The organism is Kitasatospora sp. NPDC048545, assembly GCF_040651155.1.
Lineage (GTDB): Bacteria > Actinomycetota > Actinomycetes > Streptomycetales > Streptomycetaceae > Kitasatospora.
The window spans coordinates 1-22,418 of record NZ_JBEZIQ010000074.1 but is presented as its reverse complement, the minus strand read 5'-3'; the positions used below and the strand labels follow the sequence as shown (position 1 = coordinate 22,418).

At 70.6% G+C, this 22,418-nt stretch carries 25 protein-coding genes and 1 pseudogene; 13 read left to right on the top strand and 13 right to left on the bottom strand.

Annotated elements, in window-relative coordinates; all coding sequences use genetic code 11:
* Positions 1-43: 43 nt before the first annotated feature.
* Positions 44-823, bottom strand: a complete 780-nt coding sequence (locus AB0D10_RS40940) for an SMI1/KNR4 family protein (protein WP_360266429.1) — start codon at positions 821-823, stop codon at positions 44-46.
* A gap of 205 nt (positions 824-1,028) precedes the next feature.
* Here AB0D10_RS40940 and AB0D10_RS40935 point away from each other — a divergent pair, with 205 nt between their 5' ends.
* The 3 genes from AB0D10_RS40935 to AB0D10_RS40925 are packed head-to-tail and all read left to right on the top strand — an operon-like array spanning position 1,029 to position 4,291.
* Positions 1,029-1,949, top strand: coding sequence for a sugar ABC transporter permease (locus AB0D10_RS40935; protein WP_360266427.1), 921 nt, complete (start codon positions 1,029-1,031; stop codon positions 1,947-1,949).
* Positions 1,946-2,842, top strand: coding sequence for a carbohydrate ABC transporter permease (locus AB0D10_RS40930; protein WP_360266425.1), 897 nt, complete (start codon positions 1,946-1,948; stop codon positions 2,840-2,842). Before AB0D10_RS40935 ends, AB0D10_RS40930 begins: the two co-directional genes overlap by 4 nt.
* Positions 2,843-2,896: 54 nt before the next feature.
* On the top strand, positions 2,897-4,291 hold the full coding sequence (locus tag AB0D10_RS40925; protein ID WP_360266424.1) for an ABC transporter substrate-binding protein: 1,395 nt from the start codon (positions 2,897-2,899) through the stop codon (positions 4,289-4,291).
* An 81-nt stretch (positions 4,292-4,372) separates the two neighbouring features.
* Here the strand turns inward: AB0D10_RS40925 and AB0D10_RS40920 are convergent, their stop codons facing one another.
* Both AB0D10_RS40920 and AB0D10_RS40915 read right to left on the bottom strand, forming a co-directional pair.
* Entirely contained in the window at positions 4,373-4,651 is a 279-nt protein-coding gene (locus tag AB0D10_RS40920; protein WP_360266421.1) for a helix-turn-helix transcriptional regulator, read from the bottom strand.
* A 71-nt stretch (positions 4,652-4,722) separates the two neighbouring features.
* Positions 4,723-5,202, bottom strand: coding sequence for a hypothetical protein (locus tag AB0D10_RS40915; protein ID WP_360266418.1), 480 nt, complete (start codon positions 5,200-5,202; stop codon positions 4,723-4,725).
* A 212-nt stretch (positions 5,203-5,414) separates the two neighbouring features.
* On the opposite strand from AB0D10_RS40915, the gene map reads away from it, so the two are divergent.
* The 6 genes from map (at position 5,415) to AB0D10_RS40885 (ending at position 12,228) form a co-directional block, all read left to right on the top strand.
* Positions 5,415-6,182: a type I methionyl aminopeptidase gene (gene map / locus AB0D10_RS40910; protein WP_360266415.1), complete on the top strand. Its 768-nt coding sequence runs from the start codon at positions 5,415-5,417 to the stop codon at positions 6,180-6,182.
* A gap of 95 nt (positions 6,183-6,277) precedes the next feature.
* The gene (locus AB0D10_RS40905) at positions 6,278-6,973 is read left to right on the top strand and encodes an HAD-IA family hydrolase (RefSeq protein ID WP_360266413.1); all 696 of its coding nucleotides are present in this window, start codon (positions 6,278-6,280) and stop codon (positions 6,971-6,973) included.
* A 62-nt stretch (positions 6,974-7,035) separates the two neighbouring features.
* Positions 7,036-7,461, top strand: coding sequence for an acyl-CoA thioesterase (locus tag AB0D10_RS40900; protein WP_360266410.1), 426 nt, complete (start codon positions 7,036-7,038; stop codon positions 7,459-7,461).
* A 159-nt stretch (positions 7,462-7,620) separates the two neighbouring features.
* Positions 7,621-9,225: an alpha/beta hydrolase gene (locus tag AB0D10_RS40895; protein WP_360266407.1), complete on the top strand. Its 1,605-nt coding sequence runs from the start codon at positions 7,621-7,623 to the stop codon at positions 9,223-9,225.
* A gap of 237 nt (positions 9,226-9,462) precedes the next feature.
* The gene (locus AB0D10_RS40890; protein WP_360266405.1) at positions 9,463-11,826 is read left to right on the top strand and encodes a transglycosylase domain-containing protein; all 2,364 of its coding nucleotides are present in this window, start codon (positions 9,463-9,465) and stop codon (positions 11,824-11,826) included.
* 105 nt (positions 11,827-11,931) lie between these two features.
* The gene (locus tag AB0D10_RS40885; protein WP_360266402.1) at positions 11,932-12,228 is read left to right on the top strand and encodes a hypothetical protein; all 297 of its coding nucleotides are present in this window, start codon (positions 11,932-11,934) and stop codon (positions 12,226-12,228) included.
* A gap of 77 nt (positions 12,229-12,305) precedes the next feature.
* Here AB0D10_RS40885 and AB0D10_RS40880 read toward each other — a convergent pair whose 3' ends face one another.
* Entirely contained in the window at positions 12,306-12,905 is a 600-nt protein-coding gene (locus AB0D10_RS40880; protein WP_360266399.1) for a hypothetical protein, read from the bottom strand.
* Positions 12,906-12,924: 19 nt separating this feature from the next.
* A complete protein-coding gene (locus AB0D10_RS40875; RefSeq protein WP_360266396.1) occupies positions 12,925-13,470 on the bottom strand; it encodes an alpha/beta fold hydrolase in 546 nt (181 codons plus the stop codon).
* Between the two features lie 265 nt (positions 13,471-13,735).
* Here AB0D10_RS40875 and AB0D10_RS40870 point away from each other — a divergent pair, with 265 nt between their 5' ends.
* On the top strand, positions 13,736-14,302 hold the full coding sequence (locus AB0D10_RS40870; RefSeq protein ID WP_360266394.1) for a DJ-1/PfpI family protein: 567 nt from the start codon (positions 13,736-13,738) through the stop codon (positions 14,300-14,302).
* A 287-nt stretch (positions 14,303-14,589) separates the two neighbouring features.
* Positions 14,590-14,997: a hypothetical protein gene (locus AB0D10_RS40865; RefSeq protein WP_360266391.1), complete on the top strand. Its 408-nt coding sequence runs from the start codon at positions 14,590-14,592 to the stop codon at positions 14,995-14,997.
* 346 nt (positions 14,998-15,343) lie between these two features.
* Here AB0D10_RS40865 and AB0D10_RS40860 read toward each other — a convergent pair whose 3' ends face one another.
* The 5 genes from AB0D10_RS40860 to AB0D10_RS40840 all read right to left on the bottom strand — a co-directional run bounded on the left by AB0D10_RS40860 (position 15,344) and on the right by AB0D10_RS40840 (position 19,282).
* Positions 15,344-16,327, bottom strand: a complete 984-nt coding sequence (locus tag AB0D10_RS40860; protein ID WP_360266388.1) for a hypothetical protein — start codon at positions 16,325-16,327, stop codon at positions 15,344-15,346.
* Positions 16,328-16,529: 202 nt separating this feature from the next.
* On the bottom strand, positions 16,530-17,282 hold the full coding sequence (locus tag AB0D10_RS40855) for a hypothetical protein (RefSeq protein ID WP_360266386.1): 753 nt from the start codon (positions 17,280-17,282) through the stop codon (positions 16,530-16,532).
* 303 nt (positions 17,283-17,585) lie between these two features.
* Positions 17,586-17,849 (bottom strand): hypothetical protein, encoded by a 264-nt coding sequence (locus tag AB0D10_RS40850; RefSeq protein ID WP_360266383.1) that lies wholly within the window; start codon positions 17,847-17,849, stop codon positions 17,586-17,588.
* Positions 17,850-17,852: 3 nt separating this feature from the next.
* A complete protein-coding gene (locus tag AB0D10_RS40845; RefSeq protein WP_360266380.1) occupies positions 17,853-18,683 on the bottom strand; it encodes an IS701 family transposase in 831 nt (276 codons plus the stop codon).
* A gap of 77 nt (positions 18,684-18,760) precedes the next feature.
* Complete coding sequence (locus AB0D10_RS40840; protein ID WP_360266377.1) at positions 18,761-19,282, bottom strand: resolvase; 522 nt, start codon at positions 19,280-19,282, stop codon at positions 18,761-18,763.
* Between the two features lie 466 nt (positions 19,283-19,748).
* Between AB0D10_RS40840 and AB0D10_RS40835 the strand changes: the two genes are divergently transcribed.
* The gene (locus AB0D10_RS40835) at positions 19,749-20,999 is read left to right on the top strand and encodes an MFS transporter (RefSeq protein WP_360266375.1); all 1,251 of its coding nucleotides are present in this window, start codon (positions 19,749-19,751) and stop codon (positions 20,997-20,999) included.
* A 14-nt stretch (positions 21,000-21,013) separates the two neighbouring features.
* On the opposite strand, the gene AB0D10_RS40830 is transcribed toward AB0D10_RS40835, so the two are convergent.
* Positions 21,014-21,241 carry a DUF4158 domain-containing protein gene (locus AB0D10_RS40830; protein ID WP_360266372.1) on the bottom strand — a complete coding sequence of 76 codons (228 nt, stop codon included), beginning with the start codon at positions 21,239-21,241 and terminating at the stop codon, positions 21,014-21,016.
* Between the two features lie 116 nt (positions 21,242-21,357).
* Between AB0D10_RS40830 and AB0D10_RS40825 the strand changes: the two are divergent.
* A pseudogene (locus AB0D10_RS40825) lies at positions 21,358-21,618 on the top strand (IS630 family transposase); the annotation flags it as partial.
* Between the two features lie 30 nt (positions 21,619-21,648).
* Here AB0D10_RS40825 and AB0D10_RS40820 read toward each other — a convergent pair.
* Together AB0D10_RS40820 and AB0D10_RS40815 are read right to left on the bottom strand one after the other, a co-directional pair.
* On the bottom strand, positions 21,649-21,972 hold the full coding sequence (locus AB0D10_RS40820; protein WP_360266369.1) for a hypothetical protein: 324 nt from the start codon (positions 21,970-21,972) through the stop codon (positions 21,649-21,651).
* A 164-nt stretch (positions 21,973-22,136) separates the two neighbouring features.
* Positions 22,137-22,418 (bottom strand): transposase (locus tag AB0D10_RS40815; protein WP_360266366.1); only part of this gene is annotated, 282 nt, incomplete at its 5' end.

The window sequence follows — 22,418 nt, the reverse complement described above, 5'->3', positions numbered from 1 at the left end:
GGTCCCCGCCCGACCGCGCGCGGGGGTCGCGGGCGGGCGGGGCTCACTCGCCCAGCCAGTCCCCGGGCACCGCCTCGTACAGCGCCTCCAGCGCCTCCGGGGTGCGTGCCCGGGCCGCCATCCACGCCTCCTCGACCACCGAGACCAGGACGCCCGGCCCCTGGTACCAGCGGCAGCCCCGGCCGAGTGCGGGCAGCTCCCGGAATCCGTCCGGGAGGTCGTCCTCCGACTCGATGAAGTCGGTCAGCTCGTGGTCCTCCAGCAGCTTCTCCGTCATGGCCATCACCGCGGCCGCCGTCGAGAAGTGCTCCTCCCAGGGCTCCCACCGTTCCTGGGACTTGTCGGCCAGGTCCGTCCGGATCACCGTCGGCGGATCCTCCCGGTCGACGCCCCCGCCGTCGATGCCGCCGCCGCCGTCGACGTCCCCGCGCTCGATGCCGCCGCCCTCGGCAGCCGAGTGGTCGGGCCCGACCGGTACCAGGCAGGCCGTCGGCACCGCCCAGTGCGCGCCGCCCTGGTTCTCCGCCCGGTAGACCAACGCGCCGTCCAGCACGAACAGTTCGTCCGGCGTCAGCAGCACGTCGTGGTTGCTGGTGAGGTCGGCCCGCCGGCCGAACAGCCGGTACGCCTCGCGCAGCGCCGCCGGCAGCCGCAGGCCGAGCCGCCGCTCGGCGGCGTCGAGGTCGGCGTCCGGGAAGCCGTCGTCCGGCCCGAGCGGCTCGCCCCAGTACGCGGCGAAGCCGCTGACGAGTGCCCAGGAGCCCGCGCGGCCGCGCAGACTTTCGGCCATTGCGGCCCGTATGTCGAATTCCGTTTCGTCCACCCGCGCACCGTACGGCACCCCTCCGACAACGCCGTGAACCGCTCAACAGCGGTGCGGGAGCCCGTCCGGGCACGACCGGCCGAAACCTGACGCGAACGCGTAATCCCGGTGACACCCGTTGATCACCACGGGGTTTCCGCCGCGTCGTGTGGGCAGGACACGGTTTCGGCCGGAACCGACATCACGAAAGGCGGACGCGCACCGCATGCCGACCGCACCGCACACCGCGCCCCGAGCGGGCCGTCGAAGCCGCTGGGGCGAACACGGGCTCGCCTGGGCCTTCCTGCTGCCCTCCCTGGTGGTCTTCGTCCTCTTCATCGGCTACCCGCTGGGCCGGACGGTCTACCTGAGCGGGCACGCCAACGACCTCTTCGGCGCGCCCTCCCGCTTCGTCGGGGCGAAGCACTACACCGACCTGCTGACCTCGGCGGACTTCCGCCGCACCCTCGTCACCACGGCGCTGTTCACCCTGCTCACCGTGGTGCCCGGGGTGCTCGGCGCGCTGGCGCTGGTGCTGCTCCTGGAGAACCGGATCCGCGGCGTGCGGTTGCTGCGCTCCGCCTTCGCGCTGCCCTTCGCCTTCTCGGTGGCGAGCGCGTCGGTGGTCTTCGCGGTGTTCTTCAACCCGGCCAGCGGGGTGCTCAACGGCCTGCTCTCGCACGTCGGCCTCGGCCCGGTGGGCTGGCTGACCGACTCCCGGTACGCGCTGGTCTCGGTGGCCGTGACCACGGTCTGGATGAACCTCGGCTACAACGTGCTGGTGCTCTCCGCCGGGATCGGCTCGATCCCGCAGGAGGTGGTGGAGGCGGCCCGGATCGACGGGGCGTCGGGCCTGCGGCTGGCCCGCTCGATCACCGTCCCGATGCTCGGCCCGAACCTGTTCTTCCTGACCGTCGTCTCCACCGTGCACGCGCTGCAGAGCTTCGGCCAGATCCACATCCTCACCAAGGGCGGGCCGGACGGCTCCACCCGGACCCTCGTCTACTCCGTCTACGAGAAGGCCTTCGCCTACGGCTCCAGCGACTTCGGCACCGCGAGTGCCCAGGCCGTGGTGCTGCTCGTGGTCGTCCTCGCCTGCACGGCCGTCCAGTTCGGCGTCCTGGAGCGGAAGGTGCACTACGCATGACCTCGATCGCCACCACCGACGTCGAGGCGCCCGAGGCGCCCCGCCCCCGCGCCCGCACCCTCGCCGGGCGCTCCCCGCGCGACCTGCTCGGCCGCGCCGCCGTCTACCTGCTGCTCGGCGTGGCCGTCGTCACCGTGGCCTTCCCGGTGTACTACGCGGTCGCCGGCGCCTTCATGGGCCCGTCGGAGCTCTCCTCCTACCCGCCCGCGCTGGTGCCGCACTCGGTCACCGGGCGGAACTTCTCGGGCGCCGTGGACGCGATCCCGCTGGCCCGCCAGTACGCCAACTCGGCGGTCGTGGCCACCGCCATCACCCTCGCCCAGCTGTTCACCTCGATCCTGGCCGCGTACGCCTTCGTCTTCCTGCCGCTGAAGGCGCGGGCGGCGGTGTTCGGGGTGTTCCTGGCGACGCTGATGGTCCCGTGGGAAGCCATCATCATCCCCAACTACCTGACGCTGTCGGGCTGGGGGCTCGGCAACACCTACTTCGGCCTGGTGCTGCCCTTCCTGGCGTCCGGCTTCGGCACCTTCATGCTGCGCCAGGCCTTCCGCCAGCTGCCCGGCGAACTGCGCGACGCCGCCCGGATCGACGGCGCCGGCCACTGGCGCTTCCTGTGGCGGATCGTGGTCCCGCTCAACAAGCCCGCGCTCGCGGCGCTGTCGATCTACGTCTTCCTGTCCGCCTGGAACCAGTACTTCTGGCCGCTGATCATCACGCGCACGGCGGAGATGCAGACCCTGCAGATCGGTCTCACCTCGCTGCGCGACTCCGAGATGGCCGATCCCGGGCTGATCCTGGCCGGCGTCGTGCTCTCCCTGCTGCCCACGCTCGCCCTGGTGGTCTTCGGCCAGCGCTTCATCGTCCGCGGCCTCACCGCGGGCGCGGTGCGCTGACCCGTGCCACGTCCGTCCCTCGCCAGTCCATCGCGTTCGAGAGAGAGAACCCTCGTGAAGAAGAGTGCACGCGCGCTCGCGGCCCTGCTGGTGGCCGGCCTGTCCCTGACCGCCTGCAGCTCCTCCGGTTCCGGGTCCGGTTCCGGCTCCGCCAACGACGCCGCGGCGCCCGGTGCCCAGGCGCTCGACCAGGCCTCCGGCGTCACGAACGTCGAGTTCTGGCACTCGATGACCGGCAAGAACGCCGAGGTGCTCACCGGGCTGGTCGACCGGTTCAACGCCGCGCACCAGGGCAAGGTCGCGGTCAAGGCGCAGTTCCAGGGCAAGTACGACGAGCTGGTCACCAAGTACAAGGCCGCGGTGCAGCAGAAGGGCACGCCCGCCCTGGTGCAGGTCTACGACATCGGCACCCGGTTCATGATCGACTCCAGGCAGACCGTCCCCGCCCAGGCCTTCGCGGACAAGGACGGCTACCCGCTGGGCGACCTGGACGCCAACATCCGCAACTACTACTCGGTCGGCGGCAAGCTCCAGTCGATGCCGTTCAACTCCTCGATGCCGCTGCTCTACCTCAACGACGACGCCTTCAAGGAGGCCGGCCTCGACCCGGCGCAGCCGCCCAAGGACCTCAACGAGCTGGGCGAGCTGGCGAAGAAGCTGACCAAGAAGGACGCCGACGGCAAGACCGTCCGGTACGGCTTCGGCGCCGCCATCTACGGCTGGTTCGTGGAGCAGCTGCTGGCCGAGTCCGGCGCCATGTACTGCGACAGCGACAACGGCCGCAGCAACAAGGCCGGCAAGGTCGTGTTCGACTCCGCGCAGGGCGCGCAGATCGTCCAGTGGTGGGCCGACCTGGTCAAGGGTGGTTACGCGGCCAACACCGGCCGCACCACCGACGACGCGCAGGCCGCGTTCAAGGCCGGCACGGTCGCGATGCACCTGGAGTCCACCGGCGTACTGCGCGGCTACACGGAGGCGGCGAAGTTCGCCGTCGGCACTGCGGCCTTCCCGAAGGTCACCGCCGCGGACCAGGGCGGCCCGGTGATCGGCGGTGCCTCGCTGTGGATCAGCGGCCCCGGCCACTCGGACGCCGAGAAGCGCGCCGCCTGGGAGTTCGAGAAGTTCGTGACGGCCCCCGAGCAGCAGGCCGTCTGGCACACCGGCACCGGGTACTTCCCGGTGAACACGAAGTCCCTGGACGACCCCAAGGACAAGGAGTGGGTGGCCAAGTACCCGCAGTTCCAGACCGCGATCGACCAGCTGAAGTCCACCAAGCCCACCCCGGCCACCGCCGGCTGCCTGCTCGGCGTCATGCCGCAGGCCCGCAAGGGCGTGGAGACCGCGATCGAGCAGACCGTCTCGGGCAGCAAGTCGGCCCAGCAGGCGCTGTCCGACGCCGCCAAGGAGCTGCAGCCGGCGATCGAGAGCTACAACAGCTCGGTGGGCTGAACCGCTGCCACCCGAACCGCCGTCACGGTCAGGCCGACGGCCCGCCCCGCGCACCGCGCGCCGGGACGGGCCGTCGCCCGTTCACGCCGTGAGCGCCGCGCCGTGCTCGCCGTCCTCGGACGGTGCGCAGGCGGAGGCGAGTTCGTCGAGGGACAGGCCGAGCGCGAAGGCCAGCGCCGCGATGGTGAAGAAGGACGGCGTCGGGGCGCGGCCCGTCTCGATCTTGCGCAGCGTCTCGGCGGAGACGCCGGCCACCGCCGCCACCTCGACCATGCTGCGCCCGCCACGCGCCTCGCGCAGCAGCGCTCCGAAGCGCTCCCCGCGCTCGCGCTCCCACGGGGTCAGCGGAGTCCTCACCATGGCGTCGAGCATAGTCCCGCACGGGCCCGCCCCGCAGTGCGGGCCCGTGCCGGGGTCCGTCCCGGACGCGCCTAGAGCGCGGGCCAGCTCGGGAGGTCGGCCGGGCCGCCCGGCCGGGCGGGGTTCAGGGCGAGGCAGAGGATGACGATGCTGCTCCGGCGCTCCTCGCTGTAGGAGCCGAAGACGTCGTCCGGCTCCGTGTCACAGGCGTGCTTGGCCTCGCCGTCGTGGACGACCTTGGTGACCTTGTAGTCCGCGGTGGGCTTGGAGCAGTCGACGAGCTCCATCTTCGGCTTGGTCCCGTTGCCGAGGTCGTGCACGCAGCTGCCGACCTGTGCCGCCTCCGGCTCGGACTTGCTCATCTGGCCGGCGATGAGCAGACCGCCACTGATCAGCGCGACCAGAAGGAGCGGTCCGCCCACCCGGCGGAGGTTGCGGCGCAGCCGCGAGGGCTGGTCCGGGGCCGGGACTCCGGCGCCCCAGGGCTCCTGGGCGGCCGGCTGGGCGGGCTGGGGGGTCTCGTCGACGGGGGCGGTCGGCGGGGTCGTCACGTGGGTTCCTCATGGTCAGATCATCGGATTGCGCCGCCGAACACTAGCGGATCACGCGCCGTCCCGGCGCCAGGTATTCCCAGGCGGGCGGCCTGCGGCTGTCGCGGTGCCCCCGTCGTGGGCTCTCCCGCGGTGCGGCCGGGTGGTCGTCGCCCGTGATCGACCGTGATACAAATACCGGTATAAGAATTGGATCCAGGGGAGTGGTCAGCATGGTCGAACTCAAGTCGGACGCCGCCCTCGAAGCGATGCGCGAAGCAGGACGGGTGGTGGCGGACGCGCTCGCCGCCGTGCGGGAGGCGGCGGCGGTCGGCGTCAGCCTGACCGAGCTGGACGAGGTCGCCCGGGGCGTGCTGGACGCGGCCGGAGCGAGCTCGCCGTTCCTCGGCTACCGCCCGTCGTTCGCTCCGGTCCCGTTCCCCGCCGTCATCTGCGCCTCCGTGAACGACGCCGTCGTGCACGGCATCCCGAACGGCTACCGGCTGCGCGACGGCGACCTGGTCAGCATCGACTGCGGCGCGGTGCTGGACGGCTGGGCCGGTGACGCCGCCGTGAGCTTCACCGTCGGCACCGCCCGTCCCGAGGACACCGCACTGATCGACGCCAACCAGCGGGCCCTGGACGCCGGCATCGCCGCCGCCGTGGTCGGCAACCGGATCGGGGACATCTCCCACGCCATCGCCCGCGTCGTCCGCGCCGGACGGTACGGGACACCGGAGGGCTTCGGCGGGCACGGCATCGGCCGCCGGATGCACGAGGACCCGCACCTGCCCAACGTCGGCCGCCCGGGCCGGGGTTACCCGCTGCGCCCCGGCCTGGTGCTGGCCATCGAACCGATGCTCATCGCCGGAGGCCGGGACGACTACGACACCGACCCGGACGGCTGGACCCTGCGCACCACGGACGGCTCGCGCGCCACCCACATCGAACACACCGTCGCCGTCACCGAGGACGGCCCGCGCATCCTCACCCTCCGCTGAGCCCGCTGCACGGCCGGCCCCTCGCCCGCCGTGCGGCCGTCCCCCGTCGTACAGCCGTTCCTCCGCCGGGGGATCGCCCGGTTAGGCTCGACGCCATGACCAAAGGCGTGATGTTCGATTTCTCCGGAACGCTCTTCCGAGTCGTCTCCACCGCCGAGTGGCTCGCGGCCTTCACCGCGGCCGCCGGCCCCGGCCTGTCCGCCCCGGAACAGGCCGAACTGGTGGTCCGACTGGAGGAGTTCGGCGCACTGCCCGGGGGCGTCCCGCCGCGCCGGATCCCGCCGGAGGTCCAGGAGGCCTGGGACACCCGGGACCTGACCCCCGAGCTGCACCGCAGCGCGTACACCGCGCTGACCCGCGCCGCCGCTCCGCCCGCCGGCCTCGATGTGGACGCCCTGTACGAGAGCCATCTGGCGCCCGCGAGTTGGCGCCCGTACCCGGACACCGCCCCCGTGCTGCACGAGCTGCGCCGCCGGGGCGTCCCGGTCGCCGTGGTGAGCAACATCGGCTGGGACCTGCGTCCGGTCTTCCGCGCCCACGGGCTGGACGAGCTGGTCGACAGCTACGTCCTCTCCTACGAGGTGGGCGCCCAGAAGCCGGACCCGGCGATCTTCGAGACCGCCTGCGCCCGGCTCGGGCTGGCCCCGGCCGACGTGCTGATGGTCGGCGACGACCGGACCTGCGACGGCGGCGCGACGGTGCTCGGCTGCGCCTTCCACCCGGTCGAGCACCTGCCCGTCGACCGGCGCCCGGACGCCCTGCTGCCGCTGCTGGCGACGCTGACCGGGTGACCGGGGCCGGGGTGACGGAGGACACGAGGTGGCGCCCCGCCGCCCGGAGTAGCGTGCGGGACATGACCGATCAGGACTTCACCACCCGCATCACCGTCCGCGGGTACGAGACCGACACCCAGGGGCACCTCAACCAGGCGGTGTACCTCCAGTACGCCGAGCACGCCCGCTGGGAGTACCTGCAGGCGGCCGGGATCCGCCAGGCCGACCTGGTCGCCAAGGGCGTCGGCCCGGTCGTCCTGGAGACCACGATCAAGTATCTGCGGGAACTGCGCGCGGGTGACCCGGTGGACGTGAGCTGCTCGTTCGCCTGGCGGGACGGCAAGACCTTCCAGGTGGTGCAGCGGCTGGTCCGCGGGGACGGCGTGCTGGCCGCCGAGATCACCGGCGTCGGCGGCATCCTCGACCTGGCCGAGCGCAAGCTGGTCGCCGACCCGCGCGAACCGCTGCGCGCCCTCGCCTCCGACCCGGCCCTGCTCGGTCTCTGACGCCCCTTCCGGAGCGCACGGCACCCCCCGGCACCCCGACCGACCGCAGGAGGCCGCACCCGGTTGCGGCCTCCACCCGGCGGCCGGGGGATTTCCCCACCCCCGACCGGCCTGCTTGCCGGATGGGTCCGGGCGCCCGGTCGCAGCAGACTCTTGGGCATGCCGAAGAACACGCCGAACACGCCGAACATGCCGAACACGCCGAGCCCGAAGAACACGCCGAGCTCGAAGAACGCGAAGAACACCAGGAGTTCGAAGAGCTCGAAGGGCACGGTCACCGTCACGGCGGCCGCCGCCGCGGCCGCCGCCCTGGCCGTCACCGGGCTGACCGCCCTGCCCGCCGCCGCCGACGCCCGGAACACCGGCAAGGGCCGCCCCGCCTGGACCACCTGCCAGGGCCAGGTCGACCCGCGTCAGCAGTGCGCCACCGTCACCGTCCCCCTGGACTACCGTGATCCGCACGGCGAGCAGATCACCCTCGCGGTCTCCCGCATCCCCGCCGCCCGACCGGATCTGCGCCACGGCGTCCTGCTGACCGTCCCTGGAGGGCCGGGCGGCTCCGGCCTGAACGTCCCGACCAACGCGGCCAAGCGCCTCCCGCAGTCCGTACTGGACCGCTTCGACCTGGTCGGCTTCGACCCGCGCGGAGTCGGCCGCTCCACCCCGGTCAGCTGCGGCCTGGACCGTGCCGACCTCTCGATGGTCAAACTGCACTCCTGGCCCGCCGCCGACGGATCGATCGACGGGAACGTCGCCTACGCGCGCCGCGTCGCCGAGACCTGCGCCCGCGACGGCGGCCCGGTGCTGCGCAGCATCTCGACCGCGAACGAGGCCCGTGACATCGACAGCATCCGCGCGGCCCTCGGTGAGCGCCGGATCTCCGCCTGGGGCACCTCGTACGGCACCTACGCGGGCGCCGTCTACGCCACCATGTTCCCCCAGCGGACCGACCGGATCGTGCTGGACAGCAACGACGACCCGGACCCGACCCGGGTGGAGCGCGGCTGGCTCGCCGCCTACGGCCAGGGCGCCGAGGACCGCTTCCCGGACTTCGCGAAGTGGGCCGCCTCGCCCGACAACCCGGACCGGGTCGCGGACACCCCCGAGGAGGTCCGCCCGCTCTTCCTGGACCTCGCCGCCCGCCTGGACCGGGAGCCGCTGCCCTGGCCCGGCGCCGATCCGGCCGAGCTGAACGGCAACGTGCTGCGCGAGGCCATGCTGCAGAGCCTGTACGCGGACGCCAAGTTCCCGGGCCTGGCCCGGCTGATGCTGGCCGGCCTCGGCCGCCGTCCGCTGCCCGCGCCGGCTCCCCTGCCCGAGCAGGCGGTGCAGGCGGTGCAGAACTCGATCGCCGTCTCGGTCGGCACCCTGTGCAACGACGTCAGCTGGCCCACCGATCCGGCCGCGTACGCCAAGGACGTCGCGGCCGAGCGCGCCGCCCGTCCGCTCACCGCCGGCATGCCGACGAACGTGACGCCCTGCGCCTTCTGGCCGTTCGCGCCCGCCGAGTCGCCGGTGAAGGTGACCGACCGCGGCCCGGCGAACGTCCTGCTGGCCCAGAACCTGCGTGACCCGGCGACCCCGTACCGCGGCGCGCTCAAGCTGCGCGCCGCGCTGGGGGACCGGGCCCGGATGGTCACGGTGGACTCCGGCGGCCACGACGTGTACGTGGCGAACGGGAACGCCTGCGGTGACGCGGTGGTGACGGACTACCTGGTGAGCGGCCGCCGTCCGGCCGGGGACGTCTTCTGCCCGGCGGGGTGAGCGGGGGCCGGTCGAACACCCGGCACCGGAAGGCCGGGTGCGGGCCGGGGAGTTGCCGGGTGCGGGCCGAGCTGCGCGGACGGGGCGTGGGGCCAACGGGCCGTGGACGAACGGTCCTTGTCCCTGCGTGCACGTCCGTTCGACTCTCGCGAATGAGTCGAAGCTGTCGCGATTTTGTGACAATCCTTCGCCGACACCCCGCCCACAAGGCGTCTTCACGGCCTTAATGTTCGAACTATGTCACCGAAGAGCCGCCGTCGCATACCCACCCAGGACCCGGGCGACACCTGGGCCCCGCGCCCGAGGCGCCGTGAGACCCCGCTCGGATTCCTGGGCCACGCGGCCACCTTCCTCGGTGCCAGCGTCCTCGGCGGCGTGCTGCTGGCCGGCCTGATCCTCCCGGCGGCCGGCGCGGTGGGACTCGGGGCGAAGAACGGCGCCGAGGGCTTCCAGAACATCCCCGACGACTTCAAGACGCCGCCGCTCACCCAGGCCACCCAGATCTTCGACGCCAACGGGGGCCTGATCGCCAAGGTCTACGAGCGCGACCGGACCGTCCTCACCGCCGACCAGATGTCCCCGCTGATCCGCCAGGCGCAGGTGGACATCGAGGACGCCCGCTTCTACGAGCACGGCGCGGTCGACCTCAAGGGCGTTCTGCGGGCCGTCACCAAGAACGCCGAGAGCGGCGCCACCGTCCAGGGCGCCTCCACGCTGACCCAGCAGTACGTGAAGAACGTCAACGTGGAGAAGGCCGGGGACGATCCGGAGGCGGTGCGCGAGGCGCAGCGCAAGACGCTCGGTCGCAAGATCCAGGAACTCCGGTACGCCATCAAGCTGGAGGAGGACCTGACCAAGGACCAGATCCTCACCAACTACCTGAACATCACCTTCTACGGCCACCAGGCGTACGGCATCCAGGCCGCCGCGCAGCGCTACTTCAGCAAGGACGCGAAGGACCTGACCCTGCCCGAGGCGGCGATGCTCGCCGGGCTGGTGCAGAACCCGTCCCAGTACGACCCGAAGCTGCACCCGGTGGCTGCGCAGCGGCGCCGTGACACCGTCATCGACAAGATGGTGGAGAACAAGCACATCACGGCGGACCAGGCCAAGGAGGCCAAGGCCGCGCCGCTGGGCCTGAACTACAAGGACCCGCAGAACGGTTGCATCACCGCCCAGGCCGGGATGGGCTTCTTCTGCGACTACGTGCGCCACGTGGTCAAGCAGGACCCGGCGTACGGCAAGAGCGCGGCCGAGCGCAAGACGCTGTGGGACACCGGCGGTCTGAACATCTACACCACGCTGGACCCGCAGAAGCAGGCCGCCGCCCAGAACGCCGTCTCCACCAAGGTGTACGTCACCGACCCGGTCTCGGCCGCGATGACGATGGTCGAGCCCGGTACGGGCAAGATCCTGGCGATGGCGCAGACCCGCCCGTACGGCCTGGCCAAGGAGAAGAACGAGACCGTCGTCAACTACAACGTGGACGCGGCGATGGGCGGCGGCGTCGGCTTCCAGCCCGGCTCCAACTTCAAGCCGATCGTGGCCGCCGCGGCCCTGGAGGCCGGCCTGTCGTCGACCCAGCGGTACGACGCGCCGAACCGGATGGACTGGCCGACAATGAAGACCTGCGACGGCACCTGGAAGAACCTCAGCAAGGGCAAGAAGGAGGGGACGATCCCCAACGAGTCCGAGTCCGAGAAGGGCCCGTACGAGCTCAAGCAGGCCATGGCGCTGTCGGTGAACACCTACTTCGTGCAGATGGAGCAGGAGATCGGGCTCTGCGCGGTCAAGCAGATGGCCAACAAGCTGGGCGTGGCGGGCAAGGCGGACGGCTCGCCCCTGCAGGAGGTGCCCGCCCTCGGCCTCGGCACCCAGGAGGTCAGCCCGCTGACCATGGCCAACGTCTACGCGACCTTCGCTGCCCGGGGCAGCTACTGCGCGCCGATGGCGATCAACCGGATCACCACGGTCGACGGCAAGGACGTGCCGGTGCCGGGCGCGCAGTGCAGCCAGGCGATGTCCGAGGACACCGCCGACGTGATCAACAGCGTGCTGCTCGGGGTGACCGAGAAGGGCGGCACCGCGCGCGACCTCGGCCTGGACGACGGCCGCCAGATCGCCGGCAAGACGGGCACCACGGACGAGAAGAAGTCGGCCTGGTTCACCGGCTACACGGGCAACCTGGCGGGCTCGGTCTGGCTGGGCAGCCCGGGCACCAAGGTGCCGATGCGCAACATCCGGATCGGCGGCAAGTACCAGGCCGAGGTGTTCGGGGCGACCGGACCGGGGCCGATCTGGCAGAAGGCGATGAGCGACGCGGTCCGGAGCATGCCGGAGAAGGAGTTCACCACCGTCTACATCCCGGACCCGCCCAAGCGCGACCCCAACTGCCCCACCGCCGGCGGCTCGGCGGGTTCGGCCACCTGCACCGGCGCCCCCGCCACGGGCAGCCCGGGGAACAACGGCAACAACGGCAACAACGGCAACCAGGGCAACAACGGGAACAACGGGAACAACGGGAACCAGGGCAAGCCGCGCGGCACCAGCCCGACCGGCCGCTCCGCGCCGTCCACCCCGGCGGACCCCGAGGGCCAGTAGCCGAGACCCGGCCGCGCCGACCGGCGGCCGGGCCCGCTCCCGACCGGCCCCGCATGAGTACCCGTACTCATGCGGGGCCGCGCCGCGTCGGCGGACGATGGCGCCATGCCGCACAGCATCCTCGGCGTCCCCGCCGTCCTCTGCCCCTCGGCCGGCTACCTGGCCGGCTATCTGGTGGTCGGCCTGGCCGCCGCCCGTGAGTCGCGTGCCGGGACGGGCGCCACCACCGCCGTGGCGCAGTGGACGGCGGTGGTCTGGACGACGCCGGGCTTCCTGCTCGCGATGACCCTCAACCCGTACCCGGACGGCACCGCCGCCCGCTTCCTCTCCGCCACCGCGCTGGGCGCGGCCGGCAACGCCGCGCTGCTGGCGCTCGCCGCCCACGCCCTGGGGCTGGGGTGAGCCCAGCCGGTCGCCCCGGTCACCGCGGTCACCGCGGTCACCGCGTGCGCCGCGGCCGCCCCGGTCGTCCCGACCGGCTATCTCGCCTCGACCGGCTCGCCGCTGTCCTGGTCGAGGTTGAACACCCGCCGGTAGGAGTCGGTCACCACGGTGATCTGTTCCCGACCGGTCCAGCTCGCCTCCACCAGCCGGGCGTCGTCCGGGCCCCCGCCGATGTCGGCCAGCGCCCAGCGCCGCGCCTCCCAGCCGTCGCCGGACTCCAGGAGCACCTGCCAGTGCTCGCCCGGCGTCGGCCCGGCGGGGTACGAGCGGTGCACCACCACCAGCGCCCGCTCCGCTCCCGCAGGGGCGGCCTCCCGGCTGCGGGTCTCGGCCGCCGACACCTTGTGCGCGGCCAGCGCGCCGAGCAGGAACACCACCCCGGCGGTGACCGTGACCGACCGGGTGGCCGTCCGCAGGGCGGCGGCCCGCAGGTCGCCCAGCCAGGCGGCCGCGATCAGCGCGGTCAGCGCCGCGCCGAGCAGCAGTTCGGGCCGGTTGAGCAGGTCGGCGACCAGCATCCGGCCGCCCGAGCGGCTCTCCCACTGCCCCTCGGTGTACAGCAGTACGGCGGCCACCCCGCCGGCCGCCAGCAGCCGGACCAGGACGCGCCTGGTCCGGGACGTCCGCTTGTCCATCGTCCCCCCGTTCACGGTGTCAGAGTTCGGCGAGCAGCTTGCGGCCCTCCGGCCAGTCGCCCAGTCCGGAGTCGGAGTTGAGGTGCCCGTACGCGCCCGGCTCGACGTACCGGGCGCCCCAGGCCTCGGCGAACGCGCGGGCCCGCCCGGGGGACACCCACGGGTCGTCGGTGGAGGAGACCACCACGGCCGGGAAGGGGAAGGGCTCCAGCGCCACCGGCCGGAAGCCGATCAGTTCCGGCACCTCCGCGGTGTCGATGTCGGCGGGGGCGACCAGCAGCGCGCCCCGGACGGCCGCGGTCCGCCCGGCGGGCGCGGTGGCCACCCAGCGGGCCGCCGTCACGCAGCCGAGGCTGTGGGCGACCAGCACCACCGGGCCAGCGGCGGCGGCCTCCGCGACCGCCGCGTCCACCCGGGCCACCCAGTCCGCCTGCTCCGGGTGGTCCCAGTCCGCCTGCTCGACCCGGCGGAACGTCTCCGAGGCGGCCTCCCAGCGGGTCTGCCAGTGCTCGGGGCCCGAGTTCCCGTAACCGGGGAGGACGAGGTAGGTGGTGCGGTCCGGCATGGGTTCCTCCGGAGAAGGCGGTGGCGTGCGGGTCGTGGGCAGCAGGAGTCTAGGACCCGGGGCTCGGGGTGCCGAAGCCGGGCGGGTCACCCGGCGCGCACTCCCCGCAACCGGCGCGCGTGCCTCCGTATGCGCCGCCGTACCCCCGGTGCGCCCCGTTGCCAACGACGTGACGGGTGCGCAATTTTGGACCGGGCCCGGAAGGACGCCATCGCCGTTGCCCTGTAAGGAAACTGAGGTCAGATCACATGGAGGGATGTCGACGATGACACCGAAGATCCTGCTCGTCACCGGGGACGCCGCCGAATCGCTGGAGGTGTTCTACCCGTACCAGCGGCTGCGCGAGGAGGGCTACCAGGTCGACATCGCGGCCCCGACCAAGAAGCGCCTGCAGTTCGTGGTGCACGACTTCGTCGAGGGCTACGACACGTACACCGAGAAGCCCGGCTACACCTGGCCCGCCGACATCGCCCTCGCCGACGTCGACCCGGCCGACTACGCGGCCCTGGTCATCCCCGGCGGCCGCGCCCCCGAGTACCTGCGCAACGACCCGGACGTGCAGCGGATCGCGCGGCACTTCTTCACCGGGGACAAGCCCGTCGCGCAGATCTGCCACGGCCCGCTGATCACCGCCGCCGCCGGGGTCCTGGACGGCCGCCGCACCTCGGCCTACCCGGCGCTGGCCCCGGACATCAAGGCCGCGGGCGGCGAGTTCGTCGAGGGCGAGGCCGTCGTCGACGGCCTGGTCGTCTCGGCGCGCGCCTGGCCCGACCACCCGGCGTGGCTGCGGGCCTTCATCGAGGTCCTGCGCAAGCACGCCCCGGTCACCTGACCCGTCCCGCCCGCCTGACCCGTCCCACCTGGCTGACCGCTCCCGCGCGCCCGACCGGCGCCGCCCGTCCCGGAGCCGCACCCCGAGCCGTCTCGGGGTACGGTTCCGGGGCCGTACCGGGTCGGACACCGTCCTGCGAGCGACGGCGGCCGCCCGAACGCCTGACGCAGTGTCAGGAACACCTTCCCGAAGCCCGGTTGACCGATCCCGCGCCCCAGGCAGGGAGGCCGGCATGACCGCCGCCCCGACCGCCGTCAAGACCGCTCCGACACCCGGGCGCCACCGCCATGCCCTGCGCACCGCCGTCGTCGCCGCCGTGGGTGCGGGTCTGCTCGCCGCGCTCGCCCCGACCGCCGCCGCCCGGCCCGGTCGTCGCCGGCTGCGGCGACGCCCACGGCCGGATCGCCGACCGCACCGCCGCCGCCGACGCCCCGGGGCAGCGCACCGACTGGCAGGCCGCCGACGCCGCCCTCGCCGGGATGACAGACACCGGCTACGCCACCTCCGCCCTCGCCGCCGTCCGCGAGAACGGCCGGCTGGTCTGGCGCAACGCCACCGGCGTCGCCGGACTCCGGCCTCGGCACTGGTGGGCTCGCGTATTCAACCGTCGCGAGTTGACTCACCTCGTCCCGGCATTGCTACTGAGCGTGACAGCCGTGGGGGATTCTGGGTGTCAGGGGCATCCGGTTGGATGAGCACGTGACTGTCTATGACATAGCTCGCCGGCTCCCTTCCATCGCTGACCTGCGGAACCTGTGCCGCTCACTGGCGATGCTCGATGCGATCTTGAGCCCGGACTGGGAGGGCCGGTACTACTCCTTCAACGCCGGCTGGGCTGAATTACCGCCGAGGAACACATCGAAGAATTGCTGCCGGGAAGCGCGCGGGTTCCAGGATTCCTGTTCATGTGGTGACGGGACCGGTGTGCCAGCCCGGGATAGAATGGGCAAGGCTGCGCGGTTTCGGGCTCCGTTATCTGTGTGAGCCCCCGCAAATGCACGCCGTGTCATGAGCCGGAGTCGAATACCAGGAGGCCGGGGCTCACGGGGCGAGGCCGACGCGACCACCTGTTGCAGCGAAGTTGTCCATCTGTCCCTGGATATCGTAGCTGTAGCCGTAGCTGTACGTCACAGGACTGACAGGGGAAATGATATGGTCGGGATCTCCCCCAAAGTTCAGTGCGACGACGAAGTCGTCATCTTGCCGTATGGCGACCGAGCCGGAATCGCCCTCGGCAATCCATACGTCGTCGGTGCCCCGGATGAGGATCACATGCGTGCGCGTGCCCTCCGGTGACGTGTAATCGATGCAGTCCACCACACCCTTGGTGAATTTTGTCGTCGCGCCGTACTTGTAGACTGCGTCACCGGGGACGGCCATACCCACGCCCTTGATGGATCGAAATCCCGGCCACCACGGATAGTTGGGTACTTTATTTTCGAAGGAGCGCCAGACAACCCTGACGAGGGCGCAGTCGTTGGCCGCGTTCTGATAGCCTGCCACATAGTTGCCACAGAAATACTTTTCAGGGGGTTCATTGCCGTCATAGTTCGGCTGTATCACTCGGTGGTCATTATGCACTGCACCGACGAGAACATGTCGGCAGGTGAGGAGGTAATCACCCGCGTCTATGCCCTCATTGGGGCGGCCCGTCGTGCGGATGAAACATCCGAGCGACCCGTAGTCCTTCGGCAGCTCCCACGCGGCAATTGCTATGCCGCCGAACAGGGGATCGTGCTGGGCGAACGGGTCGGTTCCCAGTAGTTCGAACCTCCGCTCGTCCTCCTCGACCACGTCCGTGGGGAAGCCGCCGATCATTGGCGGGATCAGCTCTTCGACTGATAGGTCAGCACGCTTGTTCCGCACGTACACGGTGATCGAAAGCGTATCCGTCGTTCTTCCCCCCACCTCCTTCCTGGCGACGGCCACCCCCGTGCATCCTCTCCTGCCGAGTAGCTCTGCCTGGTGGCGGTCGAGTGTCTGCACCATGTGCCGGACGCGTTCCTCGTCTCGCGCGATTGCCATGCCTGGCTCCTTGGGGGCGCCTCTCGATTCGGGGCGTCGGCGGAAGGTCAGCACGTATCCGATGCCGTCCGCCGCCGACCGGCCTTCAGATCTCCGGATCGGCGATGAAGGAGGCTGCTTTGTCACTGTGGCCCGGGCGCTCGGGTGGCGTACCTTCGTGCCCGGGCATGTGTGAACAGCGGTCTGTTCCTGCGCAGGAGTCTTAGATCTCGATGCCGGCGACCAACTCTTTGGCCTTGTCGCCGAGCTTCTTAATGATTTCCTCGCGGACCGCAGAATACACCTGCTCATTCAGGACGACATTCTGTCCGCCCTTGTACATGTCCGTTTGGCTGGAATTGAATTCCGTCCAAAAGATCTTGGTCACCTTGGTCGTCGTGGAAAAGCTGAACGCACCAAGCGCCATGGACACGTTTTCGCCGTCACCGGAGGCGCAACTAATCTGGAACGAGCCGTCTGACGCTGTGTGGCTCTGCTGGTCGAACAGCTTACCGGCGCGGCTTTCGCTGTTCTGCTTCAGGGCCTCCATCACGGCAATGGCCAGCGCTATTTCATTCCCGGTCGCGATGGCCGTGAGAATCTGCAGGACCACCGTGTCCACCTGAAAAGCTGCTGCCGCCGCCTGGTAGCGCGTGAAGTGCCACTCCGATACGACCCATCCGACCTGCTCCAGAACGGACCTGTAGTAGGCGTACCATTCTTTGGTCTGCTTCTCCCTGTCGTACTTCTTATTCGCGGCGAGCTGGGCCAGCAGAGTGGAGTTGAGCACATCCTGCTTGTGCTGGACACTCAGCCCGTCGGTGAAGCAGACGAAACTTCCGTCGGCGACTGATGCCGACTTTTCCGTCGTCAACGCGATCGGAACGTAGGGCAGTTCCGCGACGGCGGGAGGCGTTTCGGCGAGTTCCAGCTCCGCGATGAAGCGCTTTGTTGTCGCGATATCGATCGTCGTCATGATGGTCTTCCTCTCCCGTCGCGTTGGTGAGGGCGGGGCAGTGTGGGGTCGAAGCCGTCGGCCGGCATCCCTGGGCACGGTCGATGACCTGGCGGACCGGATGAAGAGCCCGTTTTGTCCACCGTCGTCACTCCATCACCCCACGTTTCCGCACGGTGTGCAAATCGACCAATCGACGTAATATGCACACAGAGCAACTGTCTTTGTGTGCATTGTTTATTGAGTGACGGTCGTGGCAGCCAACCGGGGGCCAAGCTGAGACACGGCAGCTGTAGATCGTGATGTTGGTAGTGTTCTTGCTGGTCAGGGCGTCGTGTCCGCGTAGGCGTGCCATCGTCTGTGGGCTTGGCGGGCTCGGTGCTGGTGGCGTCTGCGCCAGGCGGACTCCTCCTCGATCCGCCACCTGCGGCACACCACCCACACGAGTCTCGCCAGCGGGGCCGGGGTCGGTGACCAGCAGCGGAAGAACGAGACGGTGCCGGTGTAGCGGTGGCGGCGGGCCGGCAGGACCGAGACCCCGGCGTCGTCCTGGCCGTCGGGCGTGTCGTCGGCGACCACCTCCAGCATGGCTCAGTCGTAGTCGCGGGCGCCCTTGGTCCCGGTGCCGGTCCGCATCCGCTGCCAGGCCCGCTCCGGGATCAGCCGTAACGCGTCCTTGCAGGTCATGGCCCCACCGGGGGTGGTGACCTTGTGGTTGGAGCGGACCGCGATCGCGTACCCGAGCCCGAGGGCGCGGCAGGTGCGCCGCACGTGGCGGCTGCCGTAGACCTCGTCGGCGGCGAAGAACCCGGCCTTGACCTGGTTCTCGGTCACGGCGCGGGTGAGCATCGCGGCGGCGAGTTCGGGCTTGGTCGCGAAGACCAGCTCCTCGGGGACGCCGGTCAGTTCGCGGCGTTCCTCGTCCGCGACCCAGCCCTGGGGCAGGTACAGGGCGCGGTCGATGACCGTGTGCCCGAGAGTGCTGGCGAAGGAGAGATGGACCGCGACCTGGCACACCCCGACGCCGCCGAGGGAGCCGGAGTACTGGTTGCCGGCGCCGACCGCGTCGGTGGAGGACTTCGCGTCCCCGGTCTCGTCCGCGATCAGTATCGCTTCACCGTCGTCCAGCGACGCCGCCGCCCAGGCGGCAGCCTGGTCCAGGACCTGCCGGTCGTCCCAGCTCGCGCGGGACAGCAGATGCTGGAGCCGGTGCGGCCCGCTGTGCCCGATCGCCTCCGCGAGGGTCCAGCAGTTCACGTCCTCCAACTCCATGAGCAGGCCTTCGGTCAGCTCGCGGAACGTCGAGCGGGTCTCCCGCCGCGGAACGCACCCGGCCACCCGACCCATCAACTCCTCCAGCCGGTCCCGGAACCGCTCGGGCGCGATCGTGGCCGAAGCCGCCGTGTCATGATCGCGTCTCACAACCCGTCATGATCACGGCGGCCACCGACACCCCGGCGGACTCCGCTCCCCAGCCGACCAGCACAGACCCGCCAAGGTCACGTACTCGCGGCGGGCCTTGCGCTGTGCCGGGACCGCGGGATGCCCTGGCCGCCGTCGAGCGGCTGGCAGCGGGCGAGGAGCTGACGGTGCACGGCGGGAACGGCGCTGATGCGCAGGGTGTAGCCCTGGCCGCGCCGTACGGCCACCCCCTGGTCGAGCGCGGCCCGCTCGGCGGGCTCCAGCTCGGTGGTGCGGAGGTAGTCGGCGACCTTGCCCGGCATTTCCAGGGTGGCCGGCTTCTCCGAGGCCGGTGCGTCCTCCTTTGTGGCTGTGTGGTTGGGCAGGAGGTCGGCGACGGCGGTGCGGATCGCGCCGCGGCTGACCCGGTGGTCGCGGGCGAGTGCAGCGATCGAGCGGCCTCCCAGGTGCGCAGCGCGCACGTCATCGGCCTTCGAGGCCGCCACTGCCGGGCGGCGTCCGCCTTTGTTGCCCTTGGCCTCGGCCGCCCGCAGTCCGTCGAGCACGTCGAGGATCTGCCCGGTGCCGCGCACGAGGCGGAACATCTCGGAGATGTGCACGGTGTCGCCTGGCCGCGCGTAGGTGAGCAGTTCGCGGAACTTCGGGCGCTGGAGGGTGGAGGCGGCTGGAGGCGGCTGGAGGTGCCCGGGGGCTCCTCGAAGACGACGGGGTCCTCGATCCCGGCCTCGTGAAGGACGAGGTCTTGGCGGGCGGCGGACTGCTGGTCGGTCGAGACGCGCTTGTGGACCAGGTTCGCCACTCGTGGGCCCATTCCGGACGGAGGATCGGACCCCATCTGTCGTCAAACCCGGTCAGCAATCACCATCGGATCTGATTGGATTCACGCCGCCGCGACCCCCGGATTGCACGGGTTCATTGGACGTGCCGCCTGCCTGTCGTCAAACGATCGTTTGACGACAGATTCCTCGGGGGTGGCGCGGTCCTGGTTCGAGCCCCGGCGGAACCAGAGCACGTGATCTCGGCGCTACTTCCGCTGGATCAGCGACCGCTGTTAGCGTGCCATCCATGATCAAGGGCAACTTAGCGGGTCGAATAGGCCGGATGGCGGGGGACAGTAGGCCGGAGCGCGTGCTGGTCGCTGCCAGTTTCGTCAACCGAGTCGGCAATGGTCTGTTCAACGCGGCGTCAGCGCTCTATTTCACCTTGGTCGTGGGCCTGCCTGCGGTGGAGGTCGGTGCCGCGCTCACCATCGCCGGAGTGATCGGTCTGTGCGCGGGGATACCAGGCGGGCATCTCGCAGATCGGCGAGGGGCTCGCACGATCATGATGTCGGCCCTCGCGGTCCAGGCCGTGTCGATGGCGGCCCTCGTCCTCGTCAAGAGCTGGGCCGCGCTCACGATCATCGCGACGGTCGACCAGATCGCCGCAGCGGCTGGTGGGGCGGCGTGGGGCGCGCTGGTGGTCCGGGTCGGGGGTGAGCGCCCGGCCCGGTTCCGTGCCAAGCTGCGCACGTTCGTCAACCTGGGCGTCGTCCTGGGAACGGTGGGTGCGGGGCTGGCGCTGGCCGCGAACACCCGCGGCGCCTATGTCACGCTGATCCTCGGCAACGCGGCGAGCTTCGCCCTGTGCGCGGTGCTTCTGCTCCTGCTGCCCCGCTATCCGGTACTGGCAGCACCACCGCAACAGCGGCGCTGGCCCGTCCTCGCGGATCGTCCCTTCCTCGCGTTCACCGCCCTCTACGGGGCCATGGGACTGCAGTACCCGGTGGTCTCACTACTCCTGCCGATCTGGATCTCCGAGCACACCGAGGCGCCGCGCTGGACGGTGGCCGCGCTGTTCGCCGTCAACTCCCTGTTCTGTGTGCTGATGCAGACCAGGATCGGATCGCGTATCGAGACCCCGCACGATGGCGGCCTGGCGTTTCGCACGGCGGGGCTGCTCTTCCTCGTCAGCTGCCCGATGATGGCACTGGCGGCGTACACCCCTGTCTGGGCGGCGGCGGGACTGGTCCTGGCCGCGATCTTCGTCCACAGTCTGGGAGAGGTTTGGGAGTCATCGGCGGCCTTCGCCCTGGGCTTCGGTCTTGCCCCCGACCACGCACAGGGCCAGTACCAAGGTGTCTTCGGTCTCGGCTTCAGCGCGGGCCAGGCTCTCGCCCCCGCGATCCTCACTACGGTGGTACTCGGCCTCGGCACGACAGGCTGGCTGCTGCTGGCGGTGTTCTTCGCGGCACTGGGCGCTGTCGGTCCATCTCTTGCCCGCTGGGGCATGCGGACCCGGCCGCAACGAGGTGTTGCCGCGGAAGTGACGGGATGACCGCGAGTCAGGTGTCAGAAGCCTTCTGCCTCGTCGTCCTCGTCCAGCTCCTGCGCGTCCGGGCCGCGCAGCGGGTGCGGGGCGCCGGCGGACGGGACGCCGGCGGCGAAGCTGTGGTCGTACAGCGTCTGGCGCCGTTCCGTGTACCTCTTGACCACCGACGGGTCCTCGATGCCGAGCTGCGCGGCTGAGTGCTCGACCACCGGCCACGGCACCGCGAGCGGGTCCTCCAGGCGAGCCATACGTGGATGCTGTGCATGAGCGTCGGCGGCGTCCGCTGCTGGACTGCGTGACAGCTCGGTTCGAGGATGTGGCCGCGGTGCGGCCGTTTCGCTGGTCACGCGGTGAGCGTCATTTGATCCGCCGCTGGGCCCACAACAACAACGTCCACCTGTGCTTCACGCCGACCAACGCGTCCTGGGCGAACCCGATCGAGGCGCACTTCGGACCGCTGCGACAGTTCACCCTGGCGAACTCCAACCACCCCAACCACACGGTCCAGACCCGCGCGCTGCACGCCTACCTGCGCTGGCGCAACGCCAACGCCCGCCACCCCGACGTCCTGGCCGCCCAACGCCGTGAACGCGCCCGCATCCGCAGCGAGAAGGGCGTCCGCTGAGGCGGCAGACCGGTGGCCGCTGCGGCCTGACTACTGCGACGCCAACCAGGCTGCCCCCGCGGAGTGGACATGCAGGTCGATGACGACCTCCTCGCCCTCCCAGCGGCCGTCCTCCGAGATCTCAAGGCCGATCAGTGCCAGATCACCAGCCTGGCCCCGCAGCTCGTACTGCTCATGGGTCTCCTCGCCGACGTCACCCAACTCGTCACGCTCCCAGGCGGCTACTGCGGCCTCGGCCACAGCCCTGGGCAGTCGCACCGTGACACGGCCGACCTGGGCGTCGACATGCTCCCCGATCGCTGCCAGCACCTTCGAGTCTTCCCGATACCGAACGTACTGCTCTTGATCCACCACAGGGCGAGGCTACTCGGACTGCTGGACCTGTCTCGACTGAATTAACCCGGCGAACCTATGCGGTCAGAGCACTAGGGATCAACGTCGGAGCTCTACTCCTGCTGACAATGAACTCAGTCGTCGCAGGTCAGAGTGTCGTCGTCGACTAGGTTCTGTCCGCGCGATCATGGGCGGAGCCAGATGACCAGGGCCGCGACTGTGACGGTGCCGAGAAAGATGTACACGCGCTTGTCGTACCTGCTCGCGACGGCGCGGAAGTTCTTCAACTTGTTGATCGCGCGCTCGATGACGTTGCGCTTCTTGTAGCGCTCCTTGTCGAATCCGGGTGGCCGGCCGCCGGCGCCTCCGCGTTTGCGGCGGTTCGCCGCCTGGTCCGCCTTCTCGGGGATGACGTGTCGGATCGCCCGCCGTCGCAGGTAGCGGCGGGTCCGGCGATTGCTGTACGC

Bases quoted from the DNA above. Each gene is read 5' to 3' on its own strand.
- AB0D10_RS40935 (WP_360266427.1), top strand. From the start codon at position 1,029: ATGCCGACCGCACCGCACACCGCGCCCCGAGCGGGCCGTCGAAGCCGC.
- AB0D10_RS40930 (WP_360266425.1), top strand. From the start codon at position 1,946: ATGACCTCGATCGCCACCACCGACGTCGAGGCGCCCGAGGCGCCCCGC.
- AB0D10_RS40920 (WP_360266421.1), bottom strand. From the start codon at position 4,651: ATGGTGAGGACTCCGCTGACCCCGTGGGAGCGCGAGCGCGGGGAGCGC.
- map (WP_360266415.1), top strand. From the start codon at position 5,415: ATGGTCGAACTCAAGTCGGACGCCGCCCTCGAAGCGATGCGCGAAGCA.
- AB0D10_RS40905 (WP_360266413.1), top strand. From the start codon at position 6,278: ATGACCAAAGGCGTGATGTTCGATTTCTCCGGAACGCTCTTCCGAGTC.
- AB0D10_RS40900 (WP_360266410.1), top strand. From the start codon at position 7,036: ATGACCGATCAGGACTTCACCACCCGCATCACCGTCCGCGGGTACGAG.
- AB0D10_RS40895 (WP_360266407.1), top strand. From the start codon at position 7,621: ATGCCGAAGAACACGCCGAACACGCCGAACATGCCGAACACGCCGAGC.
- AB0D10_RS40890 (WP_360266405.1), top strand. From the start codon at position 9,463: ATGTCACCGAAGAGCCGCCGTCGCATACCCACCCAGGACCCGGGCGAC.
- AB0D10_RS40885 (WP_360266402.1), top strand. From the start codon at position 11,932: ATGCCGCACAGCATCCTCGGCGTCCCCGCCGTCCTCTGCCCCTCGGCC.
- AB0D10_RS40880 (WP_360266399.1), bottom strand. From the start codon at position 12,905: ATGGACAAGCGGACGTCCCGGACCAGGCGCGTCCTGGTCCGGCTGCTG.
- AB0D10_RS40875 (WP_360266396.1), bottom strand. From the start codon at position 13,470: ATGCCGGACCGCACCACCTACCTCGTCCTCCCCGGTTACGGGAACTCG.
- AB0D10_RS40870 (WP_360266394.1), top strand. From the start codon at position 13,736: ATGACACCGAAGATCCTGCTCGTCACCGGGGACGCCGCCGAATCGCTG.
- AB0D10_RS40865 (WP_360266391.1), top strand. From the start codon at position 14,590: ATGCCCTGCGCACCGCCGTCGTCGCCGCCGTGGGTGCGGGTCTGCTCG.
- AB0D10_RS40860 (WP_360266388.1), bottom strand. From the start codon at position 16,327: ATGGCAATCGCGCGAGACGAGGAACGCGTCCGGCACATGGTGCAGACA.
- AB0D10_RS40855 (WP_360266386.1), bottom strand. From the start codon at position 17,282: ATGACGACGATCGATATCGCGACAACAAAGCGCTTCATCGCGGAGCTG.
- AB0D10_RS40850 (WP_360266383.1), bottom strand. From the start codon at position 17,849: ATGCTGGAGGTGGTCGCCGACGACACGCCCGACGGCCAGGACGACGCC.
- AB0D10_RS40835 (WP_360266375.1), top strand. From the start codon at position 19,749: ATGATCAAGGGCAACTTAGCGGGTCGAATAGGCCGGATGGCGGGGGAC.
- AB0D10_RS40830 (WP_360266372.1), bottom strand. From the start codon at position 21,241: ATGGCTCGCCTGGAGGACCCGCTCGCGGTGCCGTGGCCGGTGGTCGAG.